The following is a 25254-nucleotide window of genomic DNA, read 5'->3' as shown; positions in this document are numbered from 1 at the left end:
TCGGCCAGGAAGTTTTCAGGGTGGCCCGCGGTGCGTGCGCCCATCTGGCGGAAGTTCTTGATCTCTTCGAGGGGGAATTGCTCGTAGCCGGTCAGGTGCAGCAGCGAATAGATCAGCATGGACCCGTGGCCGGCCGACAGGATAAAACGGTCGCGGTCAGGCCACAGGGGGTTGGACGCGTCAAACTTCAGGTGCTTTTCAAACAAGACAGTGGCGACATCCGCCATGCCCATCGGCATGCCCGAGTGGCCGGAATTGGCGGCGGCGACAGCGTCCAGCGTCAGGGCGCGAATGGCGGTCGCTTTGGACCAATGGGCGGGATGGGCTTTGGCGAGGGCGTTCAGATCCACGGTGCAAGCTTCCTTATAAGGGGGAAAAGGGATTGCGCGGATCAATACCAGCCACCCCGCAAAGATCAAGGCCCAGAGGGCATCGCCCGCAGCAGAGCTTTTCCGCCGGGCCAAGGCATTGTTCTTAAAGGGGCAGTATTCCGCCTTTGGTTTCGGTAGGATCAGCGGAAACCACGTTGACCAGCGATTCGATGGTTGGCAAACTGCATTTTACGACTGACATACGACGTTTTACGAGGAACCCTGCGATGAGCGACATAGAACACTTGCAAGGCCGTATTCTGGCGGCGCTTGAAAGGGCATCGCGCGGAGCTGACAAACTGGCCGTCGCCAAGGCGGAGGTCCCCGATCTTTCGGAAGAACTGGCGCAGGAACGCGCTGTCAACGCAGAGCTTTCTGAACAGGTCACTGCCCTGAAAAAGCGGCTGGAGGATGAAACCGCCCATCTGCGGGCTGAACTGGCCACAGCACAGGCGCGCAACAACAGTGCGGCCGCGGTACAGGCCCAGACCGAAAAGCTTGATCTGGAAATCCAGCGGGTGCGCCGCGCCAATGCGCAGCTGGCCGATGCCTGCGCTGCGCTGCGCGAAGCCAATGCCGAAGGGGTGGGGGACGCCGATCTGATCAATGCCGCCTTGCAGGCAGAGCTTGACGCGCTGCATGCCGCCCGTCGCGCCGATGTGGCAGAGGCGGACGCGATCCTCTCTGTTCTTACCCCGCTTGTTCCCACTGCCGAGGAGTCTGCCTGATGCCCGAAGTTTCCATCTCTATCGGCGGTCGCCAATTCGAAGTTTCCTGCCAGGAGGGCGAGGAAGACTACCTGCACGCCGCAGCCAAGATGCTCGACGATGAAGCGCAGGTGTTGTCGGATCAGGTGGGCCGGATGCCTGAAGCGCGGATGTTGTTGATGGCGGGCCTGCTGCTTGCCGATAAAACCGCCAGCGTCGAGGATAAGATCAAGGAAGCCCGCGCCGAACTGGCAGAGCGTGACGCAGAGCTTGCAAGCCTGCGCAATGTCGTGGTGGAGCCAGAGCGGATCGAGGTGCCTGTCATCCCGCAAAGCGTCACCGACAGCCTTGCCGAAATGGCCGCCCGCGCCGAAGCCTTGGCGAGCGAGATCGAAGACAAGGCTAAAGACGGGGCCCAGTGACCCAGCCGCGCGCCATCGCATTCGGGGCCGCGGCGGCGTGGTGGCTTGGGGTAGGAGGCAGCGCTTTGGCGCAGGCCATGCCGGTCACCGCCACCTATATCTGCGAGCGCGGGGTCGAGGTGCCGGTTTCCTATACCACCCCCGAACAGGGGGAGGCGACGGCTGTGCTTTATGTGGAAAACCGCATGGTTACGCTGGTCCGGACCCGCGCGGCATCAGGGGCGCGCTATGCATGGCCCTCGGACGGTTCCGGCTATGTCTGGTGGACCAAGGGGGACGCCGCGACGCTAATCTGGCATGATGCGGCGGCGGAGGAAGATGTCACGCTCTACGCGGCGTGTCAGGCGCGGTGACGCGTTCTATGCAGGGCGCGCGCCGATTTGCGTAGCGCGGTTCGGGTGCCCCTTGATCCAAGGCGCACCCGTTTTTTTGTCAGCCGACCGTTAGCTGTTAGCCGTTAGCCGTTGGCTTCGCGGATCTTGTCAGCGGCGTCCTTGTCAAAGGCGACGCCGTTGTCTTCCAGCAGCGTGTCCAGCTCGCCCGACAGCATCATTTCGGTGATGATGTCGCAGCCGCCGACGAATTCGCCTTTGACGTAAAGCTGCGGGATGGTGGGCCAGTCAGAGAAATCCTTGATCCCCTGACGCAGCTCTTCGTCGGCCAATACGTTCACGTCGGTGTAGTCGACATTCATATAGTTCAACACGCCCGCCACACGGGAGGAGAACCCGCACTGCGGCATCGTCTTGTTGCCCTTCATGAACAGCACAACGTGGTTGGCGGTGATGGTTTCCTGAATTTGCGTCTTTGCGTCGGTCATTTAGATTTGTCCTTTGGTATAAAGCGTTTCGCGTATTCTTGAGGGTCGCGGGGGATGCGGTAGTTGGTCTGATGTCCGCCGCCGCCGCCACCCGAATGATAGGTCGCGTCAATTTCGTGATAGCCCTTGCCCGGCTTTGACCCGCGTTCGGTGTCGCGTGTGTGTTTCAGCGCCTGTAGGCCGCGCAGAACCGCCACGATCAGCACCAAGACGCTGAGGATCAGGACCAGGATCGGGTCCACCGGATTAATCCGGCGCTTTGGTTGTCAGCGCCAGTGCGTGCAAATCGCCGTTCGATCCATCCATCCGGCCCTTGAGCGCGGCATAGACGGCACGTTGCTGTTGCACACGGTTCTGGCCACGGAAACTTTCATCGATGATCATCGCGGCCATATGCACGCCGTCATTGCCTTCGACGGTGATCTTGGCGTTTGGAAAGGTCTCGCGCAGCAGGTCTTCGATTTCGCGGGCTTGCATGGGCATGTGTGGGGCGCTCCGTCTGGCATGTCATTGCCCAAGATGTAGTAGTGTGCAGGGCGGCGTGCAAGTTATCTCCCCGTTATCTCATTGAGCGGGGGCATGGGACGCCCTACATAAGAATAGTCGCCGCCGCGACAAGGTAAGGAGACCACCCGCCATGGAGATTTTCGAGAACGCACCGGAACGCGCCTATGCTTGGGCACAAGCGGGCCGAGGGGCCGCGCTGGCCACGGTGGTGGAGACATGGGGCTCTGCCCCGCGACGGGTGGGCGCGCAGCTGGCCATCGCCGCGGATGGCGAGATGCAGGGCTCTGTCTCGGGCGGGTGTGTCGAGGGGGCCGTGGTCGTCGAAGCGCTTGAGGCGATCGAGGACGGCGCGCCGCGGTTGCTGGAATATGGCGTCAGCGATGGCGACGCCTTTGCAGTGGGGCTGGCCTGCGGCGGAAAGATTCGCGTGTTGGTCGAACCTGTGGGCGAAAAGGCGATGCCGTTTGACGTTCTGGGCGACCTCGTCCGCGCCCGCGCCGCGCGCCAGCCCGTGGCCTATCAGGTGCCGCTGTCGGGCGGGGTGGGGCGCTTGGTCACGGGCGGCTATGCAGACCGCTTTCGCATGGACCGTTCCGGCGTTGAAGAGGATGGCGATACATTTGTCGCGATCCACAACCCGCCGCTGCGGCTGGTGATCGTCGGGGCGGTACATATCGCGCAAGCCTTGGTGCCCATGGCGCAGGTCGCGGGCTTTGACGCCGTGGTCATCGACCCGCGCGAGGCGTTTGGATCGCAAGCGCGTTTCCCAGATGCACAGGTGATCAACGACTGGCCGGACGCGGCGATGGACACCGTCGGCGTCGATACCCGCAGCGCCGTTGTGCTGTTGACCCATGACCCCAAACTGGACGACCCCGCGCTGCATATCGCACTCCGGTCTGACGCCTTCTATATCGGGGCGCTCGGATCGAAACGCACCCATGCCTCCCGCGTGGCACGGCTGGAAGAGGCGAGCTTTACCGCGGCCGACATCGCGCGCATCAACGGCCCCGTCGGCCTGGACATCGGGGCCGCCAGCCCGCCCGAGATCGCGGTGTCGATCCTGTCGCAGATGATCCAAGCCCTGAGAAAACCGTGAAGTTCGGCCCCATCGACACGGCGAAGGCCGAGGGTGCCGTGCTGGCCCATTCCATCGCATTGCCCTCGGGCCGTTTGCGCAAGGGGTTACGGCTAGAGCCCGCCCATCTGGCCGCGCTTCGGGCAGAGGGCATCGACAGCATCATTGTGGCGCAGCTCGCGTCAGGGGATGTGGATGAAAACACCGCCGCGGCACAGGTGGCGCAGGCGGTGCTGGCGGCGCATCCCCATCTGACGATGACGCGCGCCTTTACCGGCCGCGTGAACCTGCTGGCCGATGGGCCGGGGGTGGCGCAGCTGGATGTGGGCGCGCTTGAAGCGTTGAACGCCGTGCACCCGATGATCACGCTGGCCACGGTCCCGCCGTTCCAGCAGATGGCAGCGGGGGGCATGGTGGCGACGATCAAGATTATCTCTTACGCCGTTGCGCAAAGCGATCTTGCCGCCGCCTGCGACGCGGGGCGCGCTGCGATCCGGCTCGTGCCGCCGCAGATCAAAGACGCGACCCTGATCATCACCGAGATTGACGGCGGCGCGGGCGATAAGGGGAAAAAGGCCATCGCAGACCGGCTCTCTGCGCTGAATGTGGATCTGAAAAAAGTCGTCATGGTCCCGCATGAGGTCACCGCCCTGCGCGATGCCATTGCGGCGGCGGATACGGCGCTGACGCTGATCCTCACCGGCTCTGCCACCTCTGACATTGATGACGTGGCTCCGCAGGCCCTGCGCGCCGCGGGCGGAGAGGTCTCGCGCTTTGGCATGCCGGTTGATCCGGGAAATCTGCTGTTTCTGGGGCAGATGGGCGATGCGCCGGTGATCGGCCTGCCGGGCTGCGCGCGCGCGCCTGCGTTGAATGGGGCGGATTGGGTGCTGTCGCGGGTGATCTGCGGCATAGAGGTATCCCCGCGCGATATCGCCCGCATGGGGGTGGGTGGCCTGCTGAAAGAGATCGCCACCCGTCCGCAACCAAGACGCGGCTGACCGACCCTGACGCAAGGCCCGTCGCCGCGCCGCACCCGCGAAGTTCAACCCATGCGAAAAATTTCTGTTCTCAACGCCCCTTTGGCGTGCTTAACTCGACCCAACACATGACATAAAACGGGAGGAACATCATGACCGAGGTCAAAATGACCGTGAACGGCAAACCTGCATCCGGTGCCGTCGAAGGGCGCACGTTGCTGGCGTCATTCCTGCGCGAAAATCTGAGCCTGACCGGCACGCATATCGGCTGTGACACCAGCCAGTGCGGGGCATGCGTGGTTCATGTCAACGGCGAGGCGGTCAAGGCCTGCACCATGCTCGCGGTCGAAGCGGACGGGGCCGAGGTCAAGACGATCGAATCCATGGCCAACCCCGATGGATCGCTGACAGTGATCCAGCAGGCGTTTCAGGACCACCACGGGCTGCAATGCGGCTTTTGTACACCGGGCATGATCATGTCGGCCTCGGCGCTGCTGAAAGACAACCCCAAGCCGACCGAGGCAGAGGTCCGGCACTATCTGGACGGCAATATCTGCCGCTGCACCGGCTACCATAACATCGTCAAAGCGATCATGGCCGCATCCGGTCAGGACGTCAGCGCGCTGGCTGCCGAATAACCACCGTGCGACGTGCGGCCCTGTTGATGCAGGGGCGGGAGGACACGGCGCACCCATCCTGAAAACCGCGCTTTCCCACGCGAACGGGGAACCGCAGCAACCCATAGATTGACGACATAAGAATAAAGCCAAACGCAAAAGCCACATACGATGGTGCGGACCCGATCCGTGCCCCATAGGGAGGAATTGACCATGCCAAAGGACGGCGGAATTGGTGCCAGCAGCAAGCGGCGCGAGGATATCCGGTTTTTGACCGGTGAGGGGAATTATACCGACGATATCAACCTGCACGGACAGGCGCATGTGTTCTTTCTGCGCTCGGATATCGCCCATGGCGTGCTGAATTCGGTCGATACTTCCGCGGCAGAGGGGATGCCGGGGGTCGTGAAGATCTTTACCGGTGCTGATTTCGCCGAGGTCGGGTCGATCCCCTGCGGCTGGCAGGTCACGGACAAGCATGGCGAGCCCATGCAGGAGCCGCGCCACCCCGTACTGGCCGAAGGCAAGGTCCGCCACGTGGGCGAACCGATTGCGGCTGTCGTGGCGGAAACCCTGTCGCAGGCCCGCGATGCGGCAGAGGCGATCGTCGTCGATATCACCGATCTGCCCGCCGTCGTCGATATGAAGCAGGCCGTGCAGGAAGGCGCGCCCAAGGTTCATGACGATCTTACCTCGAACCTTTGCTACGATTGGGGCTTTGTCGAAGAGAACAAGGCCGCCGTGGACAAGGCCTTTGACGAAGCAGCCCATGTCACCACGCTGGAACTGGTCAACAACCGTTTGGTCGCCAACCCGATGGAGCCGCGCGTCGCCGTTGGCGACTATGCACGCGGGACAGGGGATCATACGCTTTACACCACCAGCCAGAACCCTCATGTGATCCGCCTGCTGATGGGGGCCTTTGTTCTGGGCATCCCCGAACACAAGCTGCGCGTCGTGGCCCCCGATGTGGGCGGCGGTTTCGGCACCAAGATTTTCCACTATCAGGAAGAGGCGTTCTGCACCTTTGCCGCCAAAGCCTGTAACCGTCCGGTGAAATGGACCTCCAGCCGGTCCGAGGCCTTCATGTCCGACGCCCACGGGCGCGACCATGTGACCAAGATCCAGATGGCGCTGGACGCGGACAATAACTTTACCGCGCTGCGCACGGACACTTACGCGAATATGGGGGCTTATCTGTCGACCTTCGCGCCGTCGGTGCCCACATGGCTGCACGGTACCTTGATGGCGGGCAACTACAAGACGCCGCTCATCTATGTGAACGTAAAGGCCGTGTTTACCAATACCGTGCCCGTCGATGCCTATCGCGGCGCGGGCCGGCCAGAAGCGACTTATCAGCTGGAACGGCTGGTGGATAAATGCGCCCATGAGCTTGGGGTCGACCCGATTGCCTTGCGGCGACAGAATTTCATCACCGAATTCCCCTATGCCACGCCGGTCGCGGTTGAATATGACACGGGCGATTATGTGGCCACGATGGACAAGCTTGAAGAGATCGCCGATTTCGCCGGTTTCGACGCGCGCCGCAAGGAAAGCGAGGCCAAGGGCAAGCTGCGTGGGTTCGGCGTGAACTGCTATATCGAGGCGTGCGGCATCGCGCCCTCGAACCTTGTGGGGCAGCTTGGCGCGCGGGCGGGTCTGTATGAATCCGCCACCGTGCGGGTCAATGCGACGGGCGGTCTGGTCGTGATGACCGGCAGCCACAGCCACGGGCAGGGGCATGAAACCGCCTTCCCGCAGGTGATCGCCGAGATGATCGGTATCCCCGAAGAGATGGTCGAGATCGTGCATGGCGACACGGCCAACACCCCGATGGGGATGGGCACCTACGGCTCGCGCTCCCTCGCGGTTGGCGGGTCTGCCATGGTCCGCGCCACAGAGAAGATTATCGCCAAAGCCACCAAGATCGCGTCGCACCTGCTGGAAGCCTCGGAAGGGGATATCGAGCTGAAAGACGGGGCCTTTACCGTGGCGGGGACGGATAAATCCGTTGCTTGGGGGGATGTGACGCTGGCCGCCTATGTGCCGCACAACTACCCGCTGGAGGATATCGAGCCCGGTCTAGAGGAAACGGCTTTCTACGATCCCTCGAACTTTACCTATCCGTCTGGCGCCTATGCCTGCGAGGTCGAGTTGGACCCCGAAACCGGCCATGTCACCATTGACCGTTTTGCGGCGGCGGATGACTTTGGCAATATCGTCAACCCGATGATCGTGAGCGGTCAGGTCCACGGCGGGATCGCGCAAGGCATCGGGCAAGCGCTGATGGAGAATTGCGCCTATGACAGCGACGGTCAGTTGCTCAGCGCGTCCTACATGGATTACGCGATGCCACGGGCCAGCGATCTGCCGTTCTATACCGTTGACCATTCGTGCCAGACGCCCTGCACGCACAACCCCCTGGGCGTGAAAGGCTGCGGTGAGGCAGGGGCCATCGGATCGCCGCCTGCGGTGGTGAATGCGGTGTTGGACGCCATGCGATCGGGCGGTAAGGATGTCGGGCATATCGACATGCCTGTCACACCGGCGCGGGTTTGGGCGGCGATGAACGGATAAGAGGATGAGACAAGGCGGGGGCTGCCCCTTCGCGCTGTGGCGCGAAAAAAATAGGTACAGCGGGGGCCAGCCCCCGCGCCCCCGGAGTTTATTGGCAAAATGAAGAGCGGCGCAGAGGCCAAGGCCCGCTCTGAGATTGGAAGGACGCAAGATGTATGATTTTGATGTAGTGAAACCCGCGACAGTGGCCGAGGCGGTCTCGGCATTGGGGCAGGACGAGGCGCAACCGCTGAGCGGCGGGCAAACGCTGATCCCCACGCTGAAGGCACGCTTGGCGATGCCGTCGGTTCTGGTGTCGCTGAGCGGGATCGAGGACATGCGCGGTGTGCGTATGGGCGATGACGGTCGCCTGTGTATCGGTGGGGGTACCGTACATGCGACCGTCGCCAAAGAGGCAGAGGCGCATTACCCCGGATTGGCAAGTCTGGCCGCGCGGATCGGTGATCCGGCCGTGCGCAACCGTGGCACCATCGGCGGATCGGTCGCGAATAACGACCCCTCGGCCTGTTATCCGGCAGGGGTGCTTGCCAGCGGTGCGACGATCGTGACCAACGCGCGCGAGATCGCGGCGGATGATTTCTTTGAGGGGATGTTCGCCACCGCTCTGGACGAGGGCGAGATCATCACCGAAGTGCGTTTCCCGATCCCCGAGAAGGCGCATTACGAGAAATTCATCCAACCTGCCTCGCGCTTCCCGCTGGTGGCCGTGTTTGTGGCAAAATTCGCGGACGGTGTGCGGGTCGCGGTGACGGGGGCGTCGGAGGATGGCGTCTTCCGGTGGAGCGATGCAGAAGCCGCGCTGAGCGGGAGTTTTGCCGTGGATGCCCTGTCCGGGTTGAGCCTGCCCGGTGACGGTATGATCAGCGATCTGCACGGCAGTGGTGACTACCGTGCGCATCTGGTTGCTGTGATGACAAAACGGGCAGTTGCCGCGCTGACCTAAACCACTCGATACTTCAATGAAAACCGTCCCTTGGGAAACCTTGGGGCGGTTTTTCGCTGTCTGGATGATTATCACTTGCGCAGGGTTGGGAACGATTTTGCAGCACCGGTGTTGTGCCGTAACGCTGCCCGAACGGCGTCCATAACCCCGTGAGGATTAGGAATGTATAAACTTTTGAAATCGACGACCTCTTTGACCATGTGTTTGGCGCTGGCTTTGCCCACAGGTGGTTTTGCCCAGACAACAGAAAGCTGCGTGGCCGAAGGGGAGCAAACCGTGTTCCCATGTGTGCTGCCTGACGGCAGTGTCGTGGCGGATGCGGATCAGATGATGACTTTGCGTGCCGACGGTGATCTGGCGCAGGCCCTTGGTCTTGAGGCGGAAGCCCAGACCGACGCCCAAGCCGCGCCCGATGCAGAAGCCGCCGCTGAAACCGTAGACGCCGCGGAAGAGCAAGCTGCCGCCGCCGCCGAGGCCGAAGCCGCTGCCACCGCGCAAGCCCAAGCCGCCGCGGAAGAGCAAGCCGCTGCCGACGCAGAGGCCGCTGCCGCTGCAGCTGAAGCAGAAGCTGCTGAAGCGCAAGCTGCAGCCGATGCAGAAGCCGCCGCCGCCGCGCAGGCCGCTGAACAAGAGGCCGCCGAAGCTCAGGCCGCTGCAGACGCACAAGCCGCCGAGGCAGAGGAAGCTGCTGCCGCCGAAGCGCAGGCTGAAGCCGAACGTGAGGATGCGGTCGCTGCACAGATCGCCGCAGACGCTGAAGCCAAGGCTGCAGCCGAAGCCGAGGCAGAGCAAGACGCCGCTGCGGCTGCCGAAACCTCGGCAAGCCCTGAAGTGCAGTCTGCCGAGACACAGGCAGATGCCCCTGCCGCTGAAAGCGATGCTGGCGTAGAGGCAGAGGCGCAAGCTCAGGCCGAGCCGGCAGAGACTGAGTCGACCGAAGAAACCCAAGTCCAGACCGACATGCCGGCAGACAGCTCTTCCGACACTGAAACGCAGGCAGAGGCCGAAACCCAGCAGCAAACGGAAGAGCAGATCGCCGCTGATCTGGCGGCCGAACAGGCTGCGGAAGAGGCCCGTCAGGAACAGCGCGCCGCTGATGCAGCCGCTGCTGCCGAAGCCGCTGCCGCTGCTGATAGCGGTGAAGCCAAGGCCGATGTTGTGGTAGAAGAGATCACCGAAGAAGACACGCGCGCCTCGAGCGAAGAATTTTCGACGGCCGTCACTGGTGACACCTCTGCCGAAGCCAATACGCAAGCCAAAAAGGATGACGACGACGGGCTGAGCAAGTTCGAGAAAGCCCTGCTTGTCGGTATCGGTGCTGTGGCTGTCGGGTCGATCCTGAACAACGGCTCGAAGGTCGTGAGCAACTCGGGTGACCGTCTGGTTGTTGAAGATCCGAATGGGGATCTGCGCGTTTTGAAAGACGATGATGCGCTTGTGCGTCAGGCCGGTGACGAAGTCCGCCGCGAGACGTTCAACGACGGTTCTTCGCGTACCACTGTGATCAAGCCTAACGGCAGCAAGATCGTGACCATTCTGGGTCGGGACGGCACCGTATTGCGCCGGATCAACGTCGATCCACAGGGCAATGAATATGTGCTGTTCGATGACACCCAAGTCGAAGAACGTATCGTGGTGAACGAGCTGCCACAGGTCCGTCCGCAGGCCAATACGCTGGCCAGCCAGCAGAACGAGGAAGCGCTGCGTGCCGCGTTGCAAACGCAGTTGCGTGGCGATCAGGCCCAGCGGTATTCGCTGCGTCAGGTGCGTGATGTCCGTCAGGTCCGTGCCCTAGCACCAGAGATCGAGCTGGACGCTGTGCGTTTTGCCACAGGGTCGGCTGCCATCCAGCCTGAACAGGCCCGTGCGCTGTCCAAGATCGGGACCGCGATCAGCAATGCCATCAAGGATGATCCGCGCACTGTGATCCTTGTGGAAGGGCACACCGATGCGGTTGGCAATGCGGGTTACAACCTTGCGCTGTCTGACCGTCGTGCCGAGACCGTTGCGTTGGCCCTGACCGAGTATTTTGACGTGCCGCCAGCCAACCTGATCACCCAAGGCTACGGTGAAAGCGCGTTGAAAGTACCGACCGAGACCGCCGAACCTGCCAACCGTCGTGCGGTTGTGCGCAACATCACAGGTCTGCTGCGTCAGTAACCGCGACCTTCAGGACATAGAAAAGCCCCCGCAGGAAACTGCGGGGGCTTTTTGCGTCTCGGGACTGAAAGACCCGGTATTATTTGCTTGGCAGCGGCCCGATGAGCATGACCATCTGGCGGCCTTCCATCTTTGGGAAGTTTTCAACGCGGCCGACTTCTTTGGTGTCTTCTGCAACACGTTCAAGCAGCTCGCGGCCAAGGTTCTGGTGGGCCATCTCACGGCCGCGGAACCGCAGCGTGATCTTTACCTTGTCCCCATTGTCGAGGAACTTGAACACGTTACGCATCTTGACGTCATAGTCATTGGTATCGGTGTTCGGGCGGAACTTGACCTCTTTGATCTCGATGATCTTTTGCTTCTTGCGCGCTTCGGCTTCACGCTTTTGCGTCTCATACTTGAATTTGCCAAAGTCCATGATCTTGCACACGGGCGGGTTGGCATTGGGCGAAATCTCGACCAGATCAAGTCCGGCATCAACAGCCATTTCCATGGCGCGATCCGGTGTCACGACGCCGACGTTTTCCCCATCCGCACCGATCAGGCGGATTTCGTTGGCGCGGATGTTTTCGTTGATGCGCGGGCCGGTGTCTCTTTGCGGCGGCGCGTTATGCGGTCTGCGAGCGATGATGGTCGTCCTTTGATTGTTGTACTGATGTCGAGCACGGAAGGTAAACCTGCTCATGGTCTTCTTCAAGTCGCAAAATGGCGCATATACAGGGTAAAACCGCGTATTTTTGGGGGATTTACCCAAGGGGAAGCAGCGTATCGCGCATTTGACGCTATGTGTTGGCATATAGTATGTGCAGCAGGGGATTAACAAAGTTCAAAGGAACCACAGCATCATGAAAAACCTCATCTGGATTGTCATCGCAGGGGTGATCGCGCTTGGCGCGTACATGTTGTATTCGGGCCGTTCGGTCCAGGAGATTGCGACCGATGCGTCGGATGCCGTCAATGCTCCCGCCGCGCTGGAAAGTGCGACCGAAGCTGTGGGCGACGCTGTCGAGGCGACAGAGGGCGCAGTGACCGAGGCGGTAGAAGCCACCACCGAGGCCGCGAATACCGCAGCCGACGCGCTGTCGGAAGCGGCCGGGGATGCAACGCAAGCGGCGAATGACACCGCAGACGGCAATGCGGAGGTTTCCACCAGCGCAGAGGCCGATGCCATGGCTGCCAGCAGTTCAGAGGCAAGCGATGCCGCCAGCACCACGCAAGCGGGCACAGCACCCGCCGCTGACCCGCAAGCCGAAGCAGACGCCGCAGCGGTTCAAGCGGAAGAAGCCGCCGCCGTCGCCGCGATTGACTCACGGGCCAGCACAGATGCGGGGGCTGCTGCCGATACAGAAGTTCAGGCCGACGTCACCGCCGATGCCAATACGCCAGAGCAGTTGACCACCGTCGATGGCTTTGATCTGGAGAAGGTGCAAACCATGATCGACACTTCTGATCTGCCCGCCACGCAAAAAGCGCTGCTGAAGCAAGGGCTGGTCACCGCCGGTGAAAACCCCGATGCCCTGCGCGCGATCCTCGCACGGATCCGCGAGGCGCTGGCGCTTTAAGCGCGGCCCACGCAAAGCCGATCCGCCAGACATGAAAAAGCCGCGCCTCGAAAGAGAGCGCGGCTTTTGTTTTATCCCTGGTGCCCCATGCAAGGGCACCGCTGCATCGGATCAGCCGACAAAGGCCTTTTCAACGACGTAGTGTTTGGGGTCGGAGTTCGCCCCTTCCTCTAGCCCGAAACCTTCAAGCACGTCCTTGATGTCCTTGTTGAATTCAAGGCTCCCACACACCATGCCGCGATCGGTGTCGGCGCTGATCCCGTCGATGCCGAGGTCTTTGAACACCGTGCCGTCCTGCAGCAGGTTGGTGATGCGGCCCATCTTGGGGCTTTGTTCACGGGTGGTTGTGGGGTAATAGACCAGCTTGTCGCCGATCATCTCGCCGATCAGCGGATCATCGGCAAGGCTCTCGACCAGCGTGCGGCCATAGTCCAGCTCGGCCACATCGCGGGTGGTGTGGGTCATGATGATCTGGTCGAATTTCTCGTAGGTTTCCGGTTCGCGCAGCAGTGAGGCAAAGGGTGCAAAGCCCGTGCCGGTGGCGAAAAGCCACAAACGTTTGCCGGGCAGCAGCGCGTCATGCACCAGCGTGCCGACGGGCTTGGGCCGCAGGATGATCTGGTCGCCGGGCTGGATGTGTTGCAGCTTCGAGGTCAGCGGGCCGTCCTGCACCTTGATCGAATAGAACTCCAGCTCTTCGTCCCAGGAGGGCGAGGCGATGGAGTAGGCGCGCAGCAGCGGCTTTTGCTTGCCAGTCTCGGGGTGCGGGTCGCCCATCAGGCCGATCATCACAAACTCGCCCGAGCGAAAGCGCAAGGATGCAGGGCGGGTCACGCGGAAGGAAAACAGCCGGTCCGTCCAGTGTTTGACAGAAGTCACGGTCTGCGCGTCAGGCAACGTGGGTACGGGTTTGGCGTCGGTTTGGGTCACTACATTCTGCTCGGTCATAATTTCATCTACGCGCGGATCGCGGCACGCAGCCTTTCTCTAGGGGAAGGGAGGGGGCAGGGAAAGCATCTTGGGGCGAAAACCCCGATCAGCCGCGCAGACGCGCCTGATAATTATGCTCTTGCCAGTTTGCGCGGGCCAGCCATTGGTCCTGCGGTTGACGCGCGGCCAGATCATCGGGGATCTCGACCTCGTCAAAGCCCGACCGGCGCGCCATGGCATATTGGTCCGCAATCACATGACCATGCGCCCGCAGCCGCCCGGTGTAGCCACGCAGACGCAGTTGGCGCGCGATGGTAAAGCCACGCCCGTCGGCCGAGCTGGGGAAGGCCACGCGGATCATTGAGATCGCACCATCCACAGGGATCGTTTCCGGCTGCACGTCAGAGGGGACGTCAAGGGCGGTCGCACCCGCCTCTACGCCTTCAGCAGCATCGAAGGGGGCGTAGGGCGTGGCGAAATCATCCGCCACAAACCCCTGATCATTGATCAACTGTGTCATGTCTTTGCTCCTGTGCGGACCATCTTGCCATCGACAAAATGGATGCCGCATTCTTCTTTTTCAATGTTTCTCCAGCGGCCGGCGCGGGGGTCTTCGCCCGGTTTTACCTTGGTGGTGCAGGGGGCGCAGCCGATGCTGGGGTAGCCTTGAGCCACCAGCGGGTGCCGGGGCAGGCGGTTTTCGTCGATATAATCCGACACGTCTGAGGCCTGCCAATGGGCCAGCGGGTTCACCTTGATCCGCGCAGGCGCATCGGCGGGGGTTTCGACCTCGAAGAACGGCAGGCTGGCGCGGGTGCCGGACTGGAACCGCTTGCGCCCCGTGATCCAACCGTCGAACCCCTCTAGCGCGTGCTGCAGGGGCACGGTCTTGCGGAAGGCACAGCAGGCGTCCGGGTCGCGCAGATGCAGCGTCCCGTCGGGGTCTTTCTCTGCCACGTCCTGCGCCCGGATCGTCTGCACATTGCGCAGCCCCAACCGTTCGCTCAGCTCTTGCTGATAGACCAGCGTTTCGGCAAAGAGCATCTCTGTGTCGATGAACAACACCGGCAGATCACGTTTCACCATAGAGGCAAGGTGCAACAGGGCGACGGATTCCGCCCCGAAGCTTGAGACAAGCGCCAGATTGGGCACGTTGTCGATCGCGGCACGCAGCACGTCAGTGGCGCTGTGATGGCGCAGGCCATCGTTCAGCTTTTCCACCTGACGGGTCAGCGCTGCGACGCGGTCCGGCCCTTCGGGGAGGATTTTTTCCCCATTTGGAAGTGTCAGTTGATCACGCGGCATTGGCTTGTGCTTCCGGGTAGAGGACGGCCTTGAACGGGGCAAGACCGAGGCGACGATAGGTTTGCAAGAAGGTCTCGCCCGCGTCGCTGCGCAGGTCGAGGTAGCCTTTTACCAACCGTTCAATCGCCGGAATAATGTCGTCGGCGGAAAAGCCCGGACCGGCGCGCTCTCCGATGGCGGCGTTTTCGGTGCCGTCACCGCCCAGAGTGATCTGGTAGTTTTCGACACCGGCGCGGTCGAGCCCGAGAATCCCGATGTGGCCCACGTGGTGGTGGCCGCAGGCATTGATGCAGCCCGAGATCTTGATCTTGAGCGGACCGACATCGTGTTCCAGCTTCAGCTCGTCAAAGCGGGTCGCGATTTCCTGGGCAATCGGGATCGAGCGGGCTGTCGCCAGCGCGCAGTAGTCCATGCCGGGGCAGGCGATGATATCGCTGATCAGGCCGATATTGGCCGTGGCAAGGCCGACCTCTTTCAACGCCGCGTGCAGCGCAGGCAGGTCGCCGCGGTGCACATGGGGCAGGATCACGTTCTGCTCGTGGCTGATGCGCAGTTCGTCATGGCCGTATTCGGCCGCCAGCTCGGCCATACGGTGCATCTGCTCGGCGGTGGCGTCGCCCGGGGTCTTGCCATGGGCCTTGAGGCTGATCGACACGATCGCGTAGGACGGATCGCGGTGGTCGGTCAGGTTGGTGTCGGCCCAACTTTTGAACACGGGATCGCTGTCATAGGCAGCAGTATAGGCGTCCGTCGGGGCGGTCTTGAACGTCGGGCTGGCGAAATCCGCCTCGATCCGCGACAGCATCTGCTGGTCGACGCCGGTGAACTGCGGACGGATCAGCGCATAGCGGGCGTCCACCCGCGCGCGGATGTCGTCGATGCCGTTCTCATGCACGGTGATCTTGATCCGCGCTTTGTATTTATTATCGCGGCGGCCCAACAGGTTGTAGACCGAGACGATGGCCTCGAGCGTGGGCAGCAGATCTTCGGAGCTGACGAAGTCATAGAGCACCTTGCCGATCATCGGGGTCCGGCCAAGGCCGCCGCCGACGATGACTTGATAGCCGATCTCGCCGTCTTTCTCGACGATTTGCAGGCCGATATCATGGGCCTTGATCACCGCACGGTCATGGGGCGCGCCAGAGACAGCGACCTTGAACTTGCGCGGCAGGAACTGGAATTCGGGGTGGTCGGTGGACCACTGGCGGATCAGTTCGGCCACGGGGCGCGGATCGGCGATTTCATCCGCGGCGGCACCGGCGAAATGGTCGGCGGTCACGTTGCGGATGGTGTTGCCGCTGGTCTGGATGGCGTGCATGTTCACTTCGGCCAGCGCGTCCAGCATATCGGGGACGTCACGCAGCTGGGGCCAGTTGTACTGGATGTTCTGGCGCGTGGTAAAATGGCCGTAGCCCTTATCCCATTTGGCAGCGATATCGGCCAGCTTGTGCATCTGGCGGCTGCTGAGCGTGCCATAGGGGATCGCGACCCGCAGCATATAGGCGTGCAGCTGCAGATAGAGCCCGTTCATCAGGCGCAGGGGCTTGAATTCATCCTCGGTCAGGGAGCCGTCGATGCGGCGTTCGACCTGGGCGCGGAACTGCGCATTGCGTTCGGCGATGAAGGCATCGTCAAATTCGGTGTAGCTGTACATTATTGAACCTCCTGCTTGCCGTGGGTGTAGTTGCTTGGACCCTTGGCGCGGAATGCTTCGCGGAAATGCGATGGCTTGGGTGTGTCTGTGCTGATGTCGACATCGGCCAGATAGGCCCCGACGGTCAGGTCGGCTTGCTGGATCGCATCGATAAGACGCACATCGGCGACGGCCTCGTCGGTCAGGACTTCGGCCTCTTCCAGTTTGCGGGTCCAGCCGGTGGCGGTCTGGTAGATCACGTCGCCTTCCAGCAAGGCATTGGCGGTGACGACTTTGGGGGTGAAGGGCTTGGCCATTATGCCATCTCCTCTTGAAACAATTCGGTGGTGGCGCGGGCGGCGGCACGGGGTGCCAGCCCATAGAAGGTCAGGGCGGGGCCGGTCAGATTGGCCGCGCCAAGGTCGGTGGGCAGACGGTCCAGCGTGGTCTCGACAATCCGCTGATCCGCACGCGAGGCATTTTCGACCAGCGTGACAGGCGTGGCACGATCAGCCCCGTGCATCAGCAGGCGGCCTTGAATGAACCGCGCGGATTTCTTGCCCATATAGATCGCGGCGACCTCGCCCGGGCGGGCCAAAGCGGCCCAGTCATGATCGGCGAACCCTTTCATGTCATGACCCGTCAGGAACCGGACAGAGGCGTTGCGCCCGCGTTTCGTCAGGCTTTGCCCGATGGTTGCGACGGCGGCAGAGGCAGAGGTGATCCCCGGCACGATGTGCCAGCCGATGCCATGGGCGTCCACGGCGTCGATCTCTTCGTCCAGGCGGCCAAAGATGGTGGCGTCGCCGGATTTCAGACGGACCACCTGGGCACCCGCTTGCGCGTGTTCGACCAGCAGATCGTTGATGGTTTCCTGCGCGGTAGAGGGGCCGAAGCCTTCCTTACCCACGTCGATCATCAGCGCCTCGCGGCGGGCGAGCTCGAGGATCTCGGGGCTGATCAGCCGGTCGTAAATCACCACATCGGCCTCGTCCAATGCGCGGCGCGCCTTGAGGGTCAGCAGTTCGGGGTCACCGGGGCCGCCGCCGACAAAGGCGATGTGACCGGCACGCGCGGCGCGGGACTGGTGGTCGGACAGCAGCATGTTCAGCGCCTTTTCGACGGCGGCCTTGCCATCCGCTACGGCGCGGGGGCCGGCGGCAAAGTAATAGTCACGCCAGAAATCGCGGCGCGGACGGCCAAAGGGCAGGGCGTCGGCCATCTTGCGGAACCCCTTGCCGATCCGCGCCAGCGTTCCCAGCGTTGTGGGCAGGCGTTCCTCCAGATCGGCCTTGATCGCACGGGCCAGCACGGGGGCCGCGCCTTCGGTGCCGATGGCAATGGTCACGGGGTCACGGTCGACGATGGCGGGGGTGATAAAGGCGCTGTCGTGCAGATTGTCGACGATATTGACCAAGGCCCCCTCGGCACGCGCAATCGCGGCGGTCCGGGCGTCTTCGGTCTCGTCTTCATCGGCAGCGTAGAAGAGTTTCGCACACAGCACATCGCCGTGGCGCAGGGCGCGGGTGTGCAGCGTCAGGCGGCCCGCATCGGCCCATGCCGCGATCTCGGACGCGGGGGTCGGGGCGAAGACGCTGATCTTGGCTTCGGTCTTGAGCAACAGGCGCAGCTTGGCCAAAGCCGCTTCGCCACCGCCTGACAAGACGATGCGCTGGCCCTTGGTGGACAGGTAGATTGGGAAATGATCCATGTGGTTCGGTCCTTGCGCTTAGCTTGAGCTCTATATAGGAAATAATTCCGATAAGGCGCTAGGTGTCTGGGGATATAAGGACGTACGTTCCATTCAGCCGCGCAAACAGAACAACAGACCACAGAGTGAAGGAAAAGCAGAATGGACGTTCGGATCGATGACGTGGACCGGAAAATTCTAGCGCAGTTACAACGCGATGCCAGCCAGTCATTGGACGATATCGCGCGCGAGGTCGGCAGTTCCAAGACCCCTGTGTGGAACCGGATTCGTAAACTGCGCGAAGCAGGGGTGATCGGGCAGCATACGGTTGTGCTGGATGCTGAGGCGCTTGGCTTCGAGGCGTGTTTCTTCGTGTTGATCCGCACGTCGTCCCACGAGGCCGACTGGCAGGCGGCGTTCCTCAAGGCGTTGAAAAACCGTCCCGAAGTGCAAGAGGCGCACCGGTTGGCGGGGGACATCGACTATATCCTGAGGGTCCGCGTCAAGAACGCCCGCGCCTATGACGCCTTTTATCAGGCGCTGATTTCAGAGGTCCGCGTGCACAACGTCACAGCGCTGCTGTCGATGGAAGAGATCAAGTCCACCACGATGCTGCCGCTGTAACGCCGTGGCGCGGGGAGGCGCGACTTAGATCGTCACCATCAACCGTTCCAGCTTGTGGAAATGGTAGGTATTGGCAAAGCGCGGTGCTTCGGCCAGTTGCAGGTTCGGCGCATGGTCAAAAAGCGCACGCAACGCGATCTGCATTTCCAGCCGAGCCAGCGGCGCGCCGACGCAGAAATGCAAACCACCGCCAAAGGCCGCATGGGCCTTGGCTGGACGGGTCGGGTCGAATACATCGGGCTGGTCGTAAAGCGCGGGATCGCGGCCCGCGGACCCCAGCACCAGTGCAATTTTGCGGCCCTTTTCCAGCGTGACGTCGCCCAGTTCGATATCCTCGTAGGCGAAACGTTCAAAAACATGCAGGGGCGGGTCGTAGCGCAGGATCTCTTCAACCGTGGCGTTGATCGCATCGGGGGCGAGGGCGCTGGCGGGCGTGTTATTTTCCAGCAAGCAGGCGATCCCGTTGCCAAGCGCGTGTACCGTCGCCTCGTGCCCTGCATTCAGCAGCAGGATACACGTGCCGATCAGCGCATCCGTGCTCAGTTTTTCGCCGTCTTCTTCGGCGGCGATCAACTGGGTGATCAGATCGTCACGCGGGTCTTGGCGACGCTCATTGACATAGCGGCGCAGGAAGGCGGTGAAATCTGCGGCGGCGGTATTGGCGGCCTCTTCGGTCGCGCGGGTCCGGCCGATCTGGTAGACGGCGACCATATCATTGGACCAGCGCAGCAGGTCGGGCCACATATCCTCGGGGACGCCAAGCAGCCGCGCGATGATGCGCACGGGCAATTGGGTGCAAAAAGCGGGGATCAGGTCAAAGGCCTCGCCCTTGGGCAGGTCGGCCAGCAGGGCTCGGGCGATCTCTTCGATCTCGGGGGCGAGGCCAGCAATCCGGCGCGAGGTAAAGGCACGCAGCACCAACCCGCGCAGACGGGTGTGGGTTGGCGGCTCAAGCTCGAGCATCGATTGGTCTTCCACCGCATAGAAGTCGCGCATGTGATCGGGCGTGGGCTTGCGCTGGTCGGCAGGGGTCTCGCGGCCCAAACGGCGGTCACGCAGCAAGGCCTGCACCGTCGCCGCATCAAAAGCGGCCATCATCCCGTAGTCTTGCCAGAACAGCACGGGGCCCTGCGCACGTGCGCGCGTGTAGGCGGCATAGGGGTTTTGGACGAAGTCGGGATCAAGCGGGGAAAGGTTCAGTGTTTTCATGGGGCCTAGCAATAGCTGCGGCTCTGGTCTTTGCAAGCGGGTCTGTGTCAAATAACGCCATGACCTCCGGAATGCGCCGCCGCGTCGCGACCTTTGTGCTGTTTCTGATCACCGTGTCGGTCCTCTCCGGCGGGGTCTGGCGCTATGCCTATCTGCAAGGGCTGGACCAACTGCGCGCGCGGGGGCAGGCGGATCTGTCACTGGTCAGCGACCGTCTGGTCGGGCAGTTGCAGCGGTACCGTGATCTGGCGGTGTTTCTGGCGGATCACCCGCAGGTTGCGCAGGTGCTGGACCGGCGTCCGGCGGTCGAAGCGCAGGCGTTTTTGCAAGAGGTGGCGGATAAGACCACGGCGCTGGATGTGCAGGTGCTTGACCGATCCGGCGATGTGATCGTCGCGGCACTTGGCGCGGAAGCGGTGCGGGTGCCACGGGCGGATCAACGCTTTGTCCAGCGGGCCTTGCGCGGTGCGCTTGGCTGGGGGCATGGCCCCGCCGCGCCCTTGACCGACCGCGCCTATTTCCACGCCGCCCCGGTCTTCGCGCCCGATGGGCAGGTGCGCGGTGCCGTTGTGGTGTCGACTGATCTGAACGGCATCGACTATGACTGGCGCGGCAGCAATCCGGCGGCGTTCTTCACCGACACCGACGGGGTCGTCCAGATCGCCAACCGGTCAGAACTGCTGTTCTGGGCGCGTCCCCGTGCGGCGCAGGGGCTGGTGCCGCCGGATGGTGCGGCGCTGGATTTCGCGGTGTCTGACGTGCGTGGCCACGAGATCTGGCACATGGGCTGGGGGCCGTATCTGCCGGACGCCGCCTTGCATCTGACCCGCGCCTTGCCGGTGGTGGGGATGACGGGCGAGGTGCTGCTGGATATCGAGGGCGCGCAACGTTTGGCACGGGCACAGGCAGCGGCGGTGGCAGCGCTTTGCCTTGCCTTTGGCGCGCTGCTGTTTCTCGCGACCGAGCGCCGCCGCGCCCTGTCAGAGGCGAATGCGGCGCTTGAGCGGCAGGTCGCCAAACGCACCGCCGCCCTGAACGCCAGCAACACCGAATTGCGCCGCGAAGCGACCGAGCGGGAAGAGGCGCAGGCCGCCCTGCGCCGCGCGCAGGCGGATTTGGTGCAGGCGGGCAAGCTGTCGGCGCTTGGCCAGATGTCGGCGGGCATCAGCCACGAGCTGAACCAGCCGCTGATGGCGATCCGGTCCTTTGCGGAGAACGCGGTGCAATTCCTTGAGCGTGACCGCCCTGACCGGACGGCAGAAAACCTGACCCGCATCTCGCAGATGGCCGACCGGATGGCGCGGATCATCCAGAACCTGAGGGCCTTTGCGCGGCAGGAAAGCGTGCCGCAGACCCGCGTCGATGTGACCCGCGTGGTCGCCAGCGCGGTGGAGCTGACCCAAAGCTATCTGCGCGACGCGGGCGTGACCCTTGACTACCAGCCCGCCAATGCCCCCGTGTGGGTGCGCGGCGGCGAGGTGCGCTTGGGGCAGGTCTTTGTAAACCTCATCACCAACGCCGTCGATGCCATGAGCAGCAGCGATACCAAACGTCTGAGCATCACCATCGATCCCGCCGACCCCGTGCGGGTGCAGTTCCGCGACACCGGACCGGGGATCGAGATGCCGGACAAGGTGTTCGACCCGTTCTACACGACCAAATCTGTGGGCAAAACCGTGGGCGGCGGTGCCGAGGGTGCGATGGGGGGCATGGGGCTGGGGCTGTCGATCAGCTATGGGATTGTGCAAAGCTTTGGCGGGGTGATCCGTGGCACCAACCTTGACGCGGGCGGTGCGATGTTCTCTGTCACGCTGGAACGCGCCGATACGGGCGAGGAGGGGCAGGCATGAGCAGAACCGTTCTTTTGGTCGATGACGATGCCTCTGTCCGCGAGGCGCTGGCGCAGACGCTGGAGCTTGCCGATATTGATGTTGTCCCCGCGGGGTCGTTCGTCGCCGCCAAGGATAGGATCACCGAACGGTTCGATGGCATCATCCTGTCGGACATGCGCATGCCCGGGCGCGACGGGTTTCACCTGCTGGCCTATGCCCATGAACAGGATCCCGATCTGCCGGTGATCCTGCTGACAGGCGAAGGCGACATCCCCATGGCCGTGCGCGCGATGGAGGCCGGGGCCTTTGATTTTCTTGAAAAACCCTGCGCCCCCGCCGCGCTGGTCACCGTGATTGAACGCGCACTGAAAACCCGCGCGCTGGTGCTGGAAAACCGTCGGCTGCTGCATATCGTGGAAACCGGCGATCCGGCGGCGCGGATGATTTTCGGGTCGTCGGATCTGTCAGAACGGCTGCGCGACAAGGTGCGGCGCGTGGCGCAGGCCAATGCCGAGGTGCTGGTCACCGGCCCGTCGGGGTCTGGTATTTCGAAAGTGGCAGAGGTGATCCACCTATCCTCGCGCCGCTCCAAGGGGCCCTTCGTCAAACGTGCTGCCGCGGGGCTTAGTCCCGATGATGTGAGCGATGCGCTGCACGCCGCCTCGGGCGGGTGCCTGTTTCTGGACGAGGTCGCGCAGCTTCCCGCGCAGACCCAACTGAGCTTGATCGAAGCGCTTGAGCAGGTGCCCGATGTGCGTCTCATTGCGGGCAGTGCGCGGGAGCTACAGTCTTTGGTGGCGGAAGGACAGTTCCACGCGGATCTCTATTATCGGCTCGAGGTCATGACTGTGCGCATCCCGTCGCTGGCCGAGCGCCCCGAGGATATCGCCACGATGTTCCGCCGCTACGTCGATCAGGCGGCAGAGCAGTCGGGCGTGCAGCCCCCCGAAGTGACGCCGCAAATGATCGCGGGGCTGATGGCGCGGGACTGGCCCGGCAACGCGCGCGCGCTGATGTCAGAGGCGATGCGCTTTGTCATGGGGGTCTCGGACGAGGTGACGCCGGATTCGAATCTTGGGCTGGCGGACCAGATGGCGCAGGTGGAACAATCCCTGCTGCGCGCGGCCTTGCGCCGTGCCGAGGGGCAGGCGAGTGCGGCGGCGCAGGCGCTGAAACTGCCGCGCAAGACCTTCTATGACAAGCTGGCCCGCTATGGGATTCGGCCCGAGGACTTTCGCAGCTAGCCTGTGCGGATTTTCGCACAACTGCGCTGCACGCTGTGCGGTTATCCGCACAGGCAGCGTGCGTCGGATTGGTCTATAACCTTAGCTAAATGCACCAACTCTCTGATAAATAATATGTTTAACGCGATCCACATCTTTCAACCTCTCTTCCTTGTGAGGTCGGCGAAATAACGCTCTAGTAACGCCACCGCATTTGGAACGACCGGATGCCGAGACTTGAAAAACAGTTCTCTGGGAGGAGACATCACATGAAATTCCTGACAACCACTCTGGTGGCTATGACCCTTTCCGTAAGCGCCGGTGCTGTTGCCGCGGCGTGCGACGATGGCGAAGTCGTCATCAAGCTGAGCCACGTGACCAACACCGACCGTCACCCCAAAGGCATCGCCGCGTCCTTGCTGGAACAGCGCGTCAATGACGAGATGAACGGCAAAGCCTGCATGGAAGTGTTCCCGAACTCCACGCTGTACAACGATGACCAGGTTCTTGAGGCACTGCTGCAAGGCGACGTTCAGATGGCCGCGCCGTCGCTGTCGAAGTTCGAGCAGTTCACCAAGCAGTTCCGCATTTTCGATCTGCCCTTCATGTTCAAGGACATCAACGCTGTAGACGAGTTCCAGAACTCCGAAACCGGTGTTGCGATGAAAGAATCCATGACGCGCCGTGGCCTGCTGGGTCTGGCGTTCTGGCACAATGGCATGAAGCAGATGTCGGCGAACAAGCCGCTGAACGTGCCGTCGGATGCCAATGGTCTGAAATTCCGCGTCCAGAACTCTGACGTGCTGAAAGCCCAGATGGCGGCAATGGGCGCATCGCCCCAGCCGATGGCCTTCTCGGAAGTTTACGGCGCGCTGCAAACCGGCGTTGTCGACGGTCAGGAAAACACCTGGTCCAACATCTATGGCCAGAAGTTCTTTGAGGTGCAGGACGGGACAACCGAAACCAACCACGGTGTTCTGGACTACATGCTTGTGACCTCCACCGACTGGTGGGACAGCCTGGACGCCGATGTGCGTGACCAGTTGGCGACCATCGTTCAGGAAGTGACCGACACCCGCAACGCGGAATCGTCCAAAGTGAACGCCGAAGCCAAACAGGCGATCATCGATGCCGGTGGTGTGGTCCGTGAACTGGACGACGCGCAGCGCGAAGCCTGGGTCACCGCGATGAAGCCCGTCTGGGAAGAGTTCACCGCAGACGTTGGTCAGGAAAACATCGACGAAGCCCAAGCGATCAACGCCAAGCACTAAACCCTGTTCTGCCCCGTCTGGCGACGGACGGGGCATATCACTTGCGTCAGGCCCCGACATGCCCCGCGGCGTGCGGGCCTGATCCATTCTCCTCTCACAGCGGAGCATTCCCATGTCACATGGTGTTCAATCTCATTCTGCGCTCGGGCGCATTGTCAACGAGCTTGAGGAAACGGCGATTGCCATCATCCTTGGTCTGATGACGCTTATCACCTTTATCAACGTCGTCCTGCGCTATGGTTTCAACACCGGCATCATCTGGGGGCTCGAAGCGGTGACGTTCCTTTTCGCCTGGCTGGTGCTGTTTGGCATGAGCTATGCGGTCAAGGTCACGGCGCATCTGGGGGTGGACGCGGTCGTGAACCTTTTTTCGCTGCCCAAACGCCGGGTGCTCGCGCTGGTTGCGGCTGTGATCTGCGTGGTTTACGGGGCCTTGCTGATGAAAGGCGCGTGGGATTACTGGGCCCCCTTCGCGGGGCTGGACGCCACCACGGGCCGCTGGTTCCCCACAGGCTTTGCCGATAGCCGCGATCAGGCGTGGTATGAAACCGTCGATATCCCCATGCCGGATTGGCTGCGCTTTATCGAGCCGATCATGAACGAGGGCGAAACCTACGGCAAACTGCCACGGTTCATCCCCTATTTCATGCTGCCCTTCGGTATGGCGCTGCTGTTGTTCCGTTTCATCCAAGCCGGTGTGCGTGTCTTTACCGGACAGGCCACAGCGCTGATCGTCAGTCACGAGGCCGAAGATGATATCGAAGCCGTCAAACACATGAACGCGGAGTCCTGA

At 62.3% G+C, this 25254-nt stretch carries 26 protein-coding genes and 1 pseudogene; 15 read left to right on the top strand and 12 right to left on the bottom strand.

All coding sequences use genetic code 11. The features are described from left to right. A pseudogene (locus B3849_RS07720) lies at positions 1-350 on the bottom strand (transketolase); the annotation flags it as partial. Positions 351-598: 248 nt separating this feature from the next. Between B3849_RS07720 and B3849_RS07715 the strand changes: the two are divergent. The 3 genes from B3849_RS07715 to B3849_RS07705 are packed head-to-tail and all read left to right on the top strand — an operon-like array spanning position 599 to position 1853. After that, positions 599-1099, top strand: coding sequence for a hypothetical protein (locus B3849_RS07715; RefSeq protein ID WP_278426201.1), 501 nt, complete (start codon positions 599-601; stop codon positions 1097-1099). Then, a complete protein-coding gene (locus B3849_RS07710; protein WP_286758964.1) occupies positions 1099-1500 on the top strand; it encodes a cell division protein ZapA in 402 nt (133 codons plus the stop codon). Before B3849_RS07715 ends, B3849_RS07710 begins: the two co-directional genes overlap by 1 nt. Then, entirely contained in the window at positions 1497-1853 is a 357-nt protein-coding gene (locus B3849_RS07705) for an MliC family protein (RefSeq protein WP_286779987.1), read from the top strand. Before B3849_RS07710 ends, B3849_RS07705 begins: the two co-directional genes overlap by 4 nt. Positions 1854-1957: 104 nt before the next feature. Here B3849_RS07705 and grxD read toward each other — a convergent pair whose 3' ends face one another. The 3 genes from grxD to B3849_RS07690 are packed head-to-tail and all read right to left on the bottom strand — an operon-like array spanning position 1958 to position 2803. Next, the gene (grxD, locus tag B3849_RS07700; protein ID WP_278375344.1) at positions 1958-2320 is read right to left on the bottom strand and encodes a Grx4 family monothiol glutaredoxin; all 363 of its coding nucleotides are present in this window, start codon (positions 2318-2320) and stop codon (positions 1958-1960) included. Then, complete coding sequence (locus B3849_RS07695; RefSeq protein WP_009826787.1) at positions 2317-2562, bottom strand: hypothetical protein; 246 nt, start codon at positions 2560-2562, stop codon at positions 2317-2319. The genes grxD and B3849_RS07695 overlap by 4 nt, the downstream gene beginning before the upstream one ends. Before the next feature lie 4 nt (positions 2563-2566). Then, on the bottom strand, positions 2567-2803 hold the full coding sequence (locus B3849_RS07690) for a BolA/IbaG family iron-sulfur metabolism protein (protein WP_005853000.1): 237 nt from the start codon (positions 2801-2803) through the stop codon (positions 2567-2569). A gap of 154 nt (positions 2804-2957) precedes the next feature. Between B3849_RS07690 and B3849_RS07685 the strand changes: the two genes are divergently transcribed. From B3849_RS07685 to B3849_RS07660, 6 genes are all read left to right on the top strand, one after another. Beyond that, on the top strand, positions 2958-3926 hold the full coding sequence (locus B3849_RS07685) for an XdhC family protein (protein WP_278426198.1): 969 nt from the start codon (positions 2958-2960) through the stop codon (positions 3924-3926). Then, entirely contained in the window at positions 3923-4906 is a 984-nt protein-coding gene (locus B3849_RS07680) for a molybdopterin-binding protein (protein WP_278426197.1), read from the top strand. The genes B3849_RS07685 and B3849_RS07680 overlap by 4 nt, the downstream gene beginning before the upstream one ends. Before the next feature lie 131 nt (positions 4907-5037). Then, positions 5038-5523, top strand: a complete 486-nt coding sequence (locus B3849_RS07675; RefSeq protein WP_005853005.1) for a (2Fe-2S)-binding protein — start codon at positions 5038-5040, stop codon at positions 5521-5523. Positions 5524-5715: 192 nt separating this feature from the next. Next, positions 5716-8079, top strand: coding sequence for a xanthine dehydrogenase family protein molybdopterin-binding subunit (locus B3849_RS07670; protein WP_286779986.1), 2364 nt, complete (start codon positions 5716-5718; stop codon positions 8077-8079). 151 nt (positions 8080-8230) lie between these two features. Next, a complete protein-coding gene (locus B3849_RS07665) occupies positions 8231-9022 on the top strand; it encodes an FAD binding domain-containing protein (protein ID WP_005853008.1) in 792 nt (263 codons plus the stop codon). 162 nt (positions 9023-9184) lie between these two features. Next, positions 9185-11182, top strand: a complete 1998-nt coding sequence (locus B3849_RS07660) for an OmpA family protein (protein WP_278426194.1) — start codon at positions 9185-9187, stop codon at positions 11180-11182. Between the two features lie 79 nt (positions 11183-11261). Here B3849_RS07660 and infC read toward each other — a convergent pair whose 3' ends face one another. Then, a complete protein-coding gene (gene infC, locus B3849_RS07655; protein WP_037944998.1) occupies positions 11262-11810 on the bottom strand; it encodes a translation initiation factor IF-3 in 549 nt (182 codons plus the stop codon). A gap of 217 nt (positions 11811-12027) precedes the next feature. On the opposite strand from infC, the gene B3849_RS07650 reads away from it, so the two are divergent. Next, complete coding sequence (locus B3849_RS07650; protein ID WP_278426193.1) at positions 12028-12744, top strand: hypothetical protein; 717 nt, start codon at positions 12028-12030, stop codon at positions 12742-12744. Between the two features lie 111 nt (positions 12745-12855). Here the strand turns inward: B3849_RS07650 and B3849_RS07645 are convergent, their stop codons facing one another. The 6 genes from B3849_RS07645 to cysG form a co-directional block, all read right to left on the bottom strand. Next, the gene (locus B3849_RS07645; protein WP_005853016.1) at positions 12856-13692 is read right to left on the bottom strand and encodes a ferredoxin--NADP reductase; all 837 of its coding nucleotides are present in this window, start codon (positions 13690-13692) and stop codon (positions 12856-12858) included. 88 nt (positions 13693-13780) lie between these two features. After that, the gene (locus B3849_RS07640) at positions 13781-14194 is read right to left on the bottom strand and encodes a DUF934 domain-containing protein (RefSeq protein WP_005853018.1); all 414 of its coding nucleotides are present in this window, start codon (positions 14192-14194) and stop codon (positions 13781-13783) included. Next, on the bottom strand, positions 14191-14979 hold the full coding sequence (locus tag B3849_RS07635) for a phosphoadenylyl-sulfate reductase (RefSeq protein WP_005853020.1): 789 nt from the start codon (positions 14977-14979) through the stop codon (positions 14191-14193). The genes B3849_RS07640 and B3849_RS07635 overlap by 4 nt, the downstream gene beginning before the upstream one ends. Next, positions 14969-16633 carry a nitrite/sulfite reductase gene (locus B3849_RS07630; RefSeq protein ID WP_037944050.1) on the bottom strand — a complete coding sequence of 555 codons (1665 nt, stop codon included), beginning with the start codon at positions 16631-16633 and terminating at the stop codon, positions 14969-14971. Before B3849_RS07630 ends, B3849_RS07635 begins: the two co-directional genes overlap by 11 nt. Continuing rightward, positions 16633-16929 carry a DUF2849 domain-containing protein gene (locus B3849_RS07625; protein WP_278426192.1) on the bottom strand — a complete coding sequence of 99 codons (297 nt, stop codon included), beginning with the start codon at positions 16927-16929 and terminating at the stop codon, positions 16633-16635. Before B3849_RS07625 ends, B3849_RS07630 begins: the two co-directional genes overlap by 1 nt. After that, complete coding sequence (gene cysG, locus B3849_RS07620; protein WP_278426191.1) at positions 16929-18323, bottom strand: siroheme synthase CysG; 1395 nt, start codon at positions 18321-18323, stop codon at positions 16929-16931. The genes B3849_RS07625 and cysG overlap by 1 nt, the downstream gene beginning before the upstream one ends. A gap of 141 nt (positions 18324-18464) precedes the next feature. On the opposite strand from cysG, the gene B3849_RS07615 reads away from it, so the two are divergent. Continuing rightward, positions 18465-18926, top strand: a complete 462-nt coding sequence (locus B3849_RS07615) for an Lrp/AsnC family transcriptional regulator (RefSeq protein ID WP_278426190.1) — start codon at positions 18465-18467, stop codon at positions 18924-18926. A gap of 24 nt (positions 18927-18950) precedes the next feature. Here the strand turns inward: B3849_RS07615 and B3849_RS07610 are convergent, their stop codons facing one another. Next, positions 18951-20135, bottom strand: coding sequence for a cytochrome P450 (locus B3849_RS07610; RefSeq protein WP_286779985.1), 1185 nt, complete (start codon positions 20133-20135; stop codon positions 18951-18953). A gap of 71 nt (positions 20136-20206) precedes the next feature. Here B3849_RS07610 and B3849_RS07605 point away from each other — a divergent pair, with 71 nt between their 5' ends. The 4 genes from B3849_RS07605 (at position 20207) to B3849_RS07590 (ending at position 25254) form a co-directional block, all read left to right on the top strand. Beyond that, entirely contained in the window at positions 20207-21985 is a 1779-nt protein-coding gene (locus B3849_RS07605; RefSeq protein ID WP_414718031.1) for an ATP-binding protein, read from the top strand. Further along, positions 21982-23211: a sigma-54-dependent transcriptional regulator gene (locus B3849_RS07600; protein ID WP_286779984.1), complete on the top strand. Its 1230-nt coding sequence runs from the start codon at positions 21982-21984 to the stop codon at positions 23209-23211. The genes B3849_RS07605 and B3849_RS07600 overlap by 4 nt, the downstream gene beginning before the upstream one ends. A gap of 248 nt (positions 23212-23459) precedes the next feature. Continuing rightward, on the top strand, positions 23460-24461 hold the full coding sequence (locus B3849_RS07595; protein WP_005853033.1) for a DctP family TRAP transporter solute-binding subunit: 1002 nt from the start codon (positions 23460-23462) through the stop codon (positions 24459-24461). Between the two features lie 112 nt (positions 24462-24573). Then, positions 24574-25254 carry a TRAP transporter small permease gene (locus B3849_RS07590; RefSeq protein ID WP_037944057.1) on the top strand — a complete coding sequence of 227 codons (681 nt, stop codon included), beginning with the start codon at positions 24574-24576 and terminating at the stop codon, positions 25252-25254.

It is taken from the genome of Sulfitobacter sp. UBA4523 (assembly GCF_002388305.1).
Classification (GTDB): domain Bacteria; phylum Pseudomonadota; class Alphaproteobacteria; order Rhodobacterales; family Rhodobacteraceae; genus Sulfitobacter; species Sulfitobacter pontiacus.
Note: the sequence above shows the minus strand (reverse complement) of the source record. Positions and strands in the feature narration are given on the sequence as shown.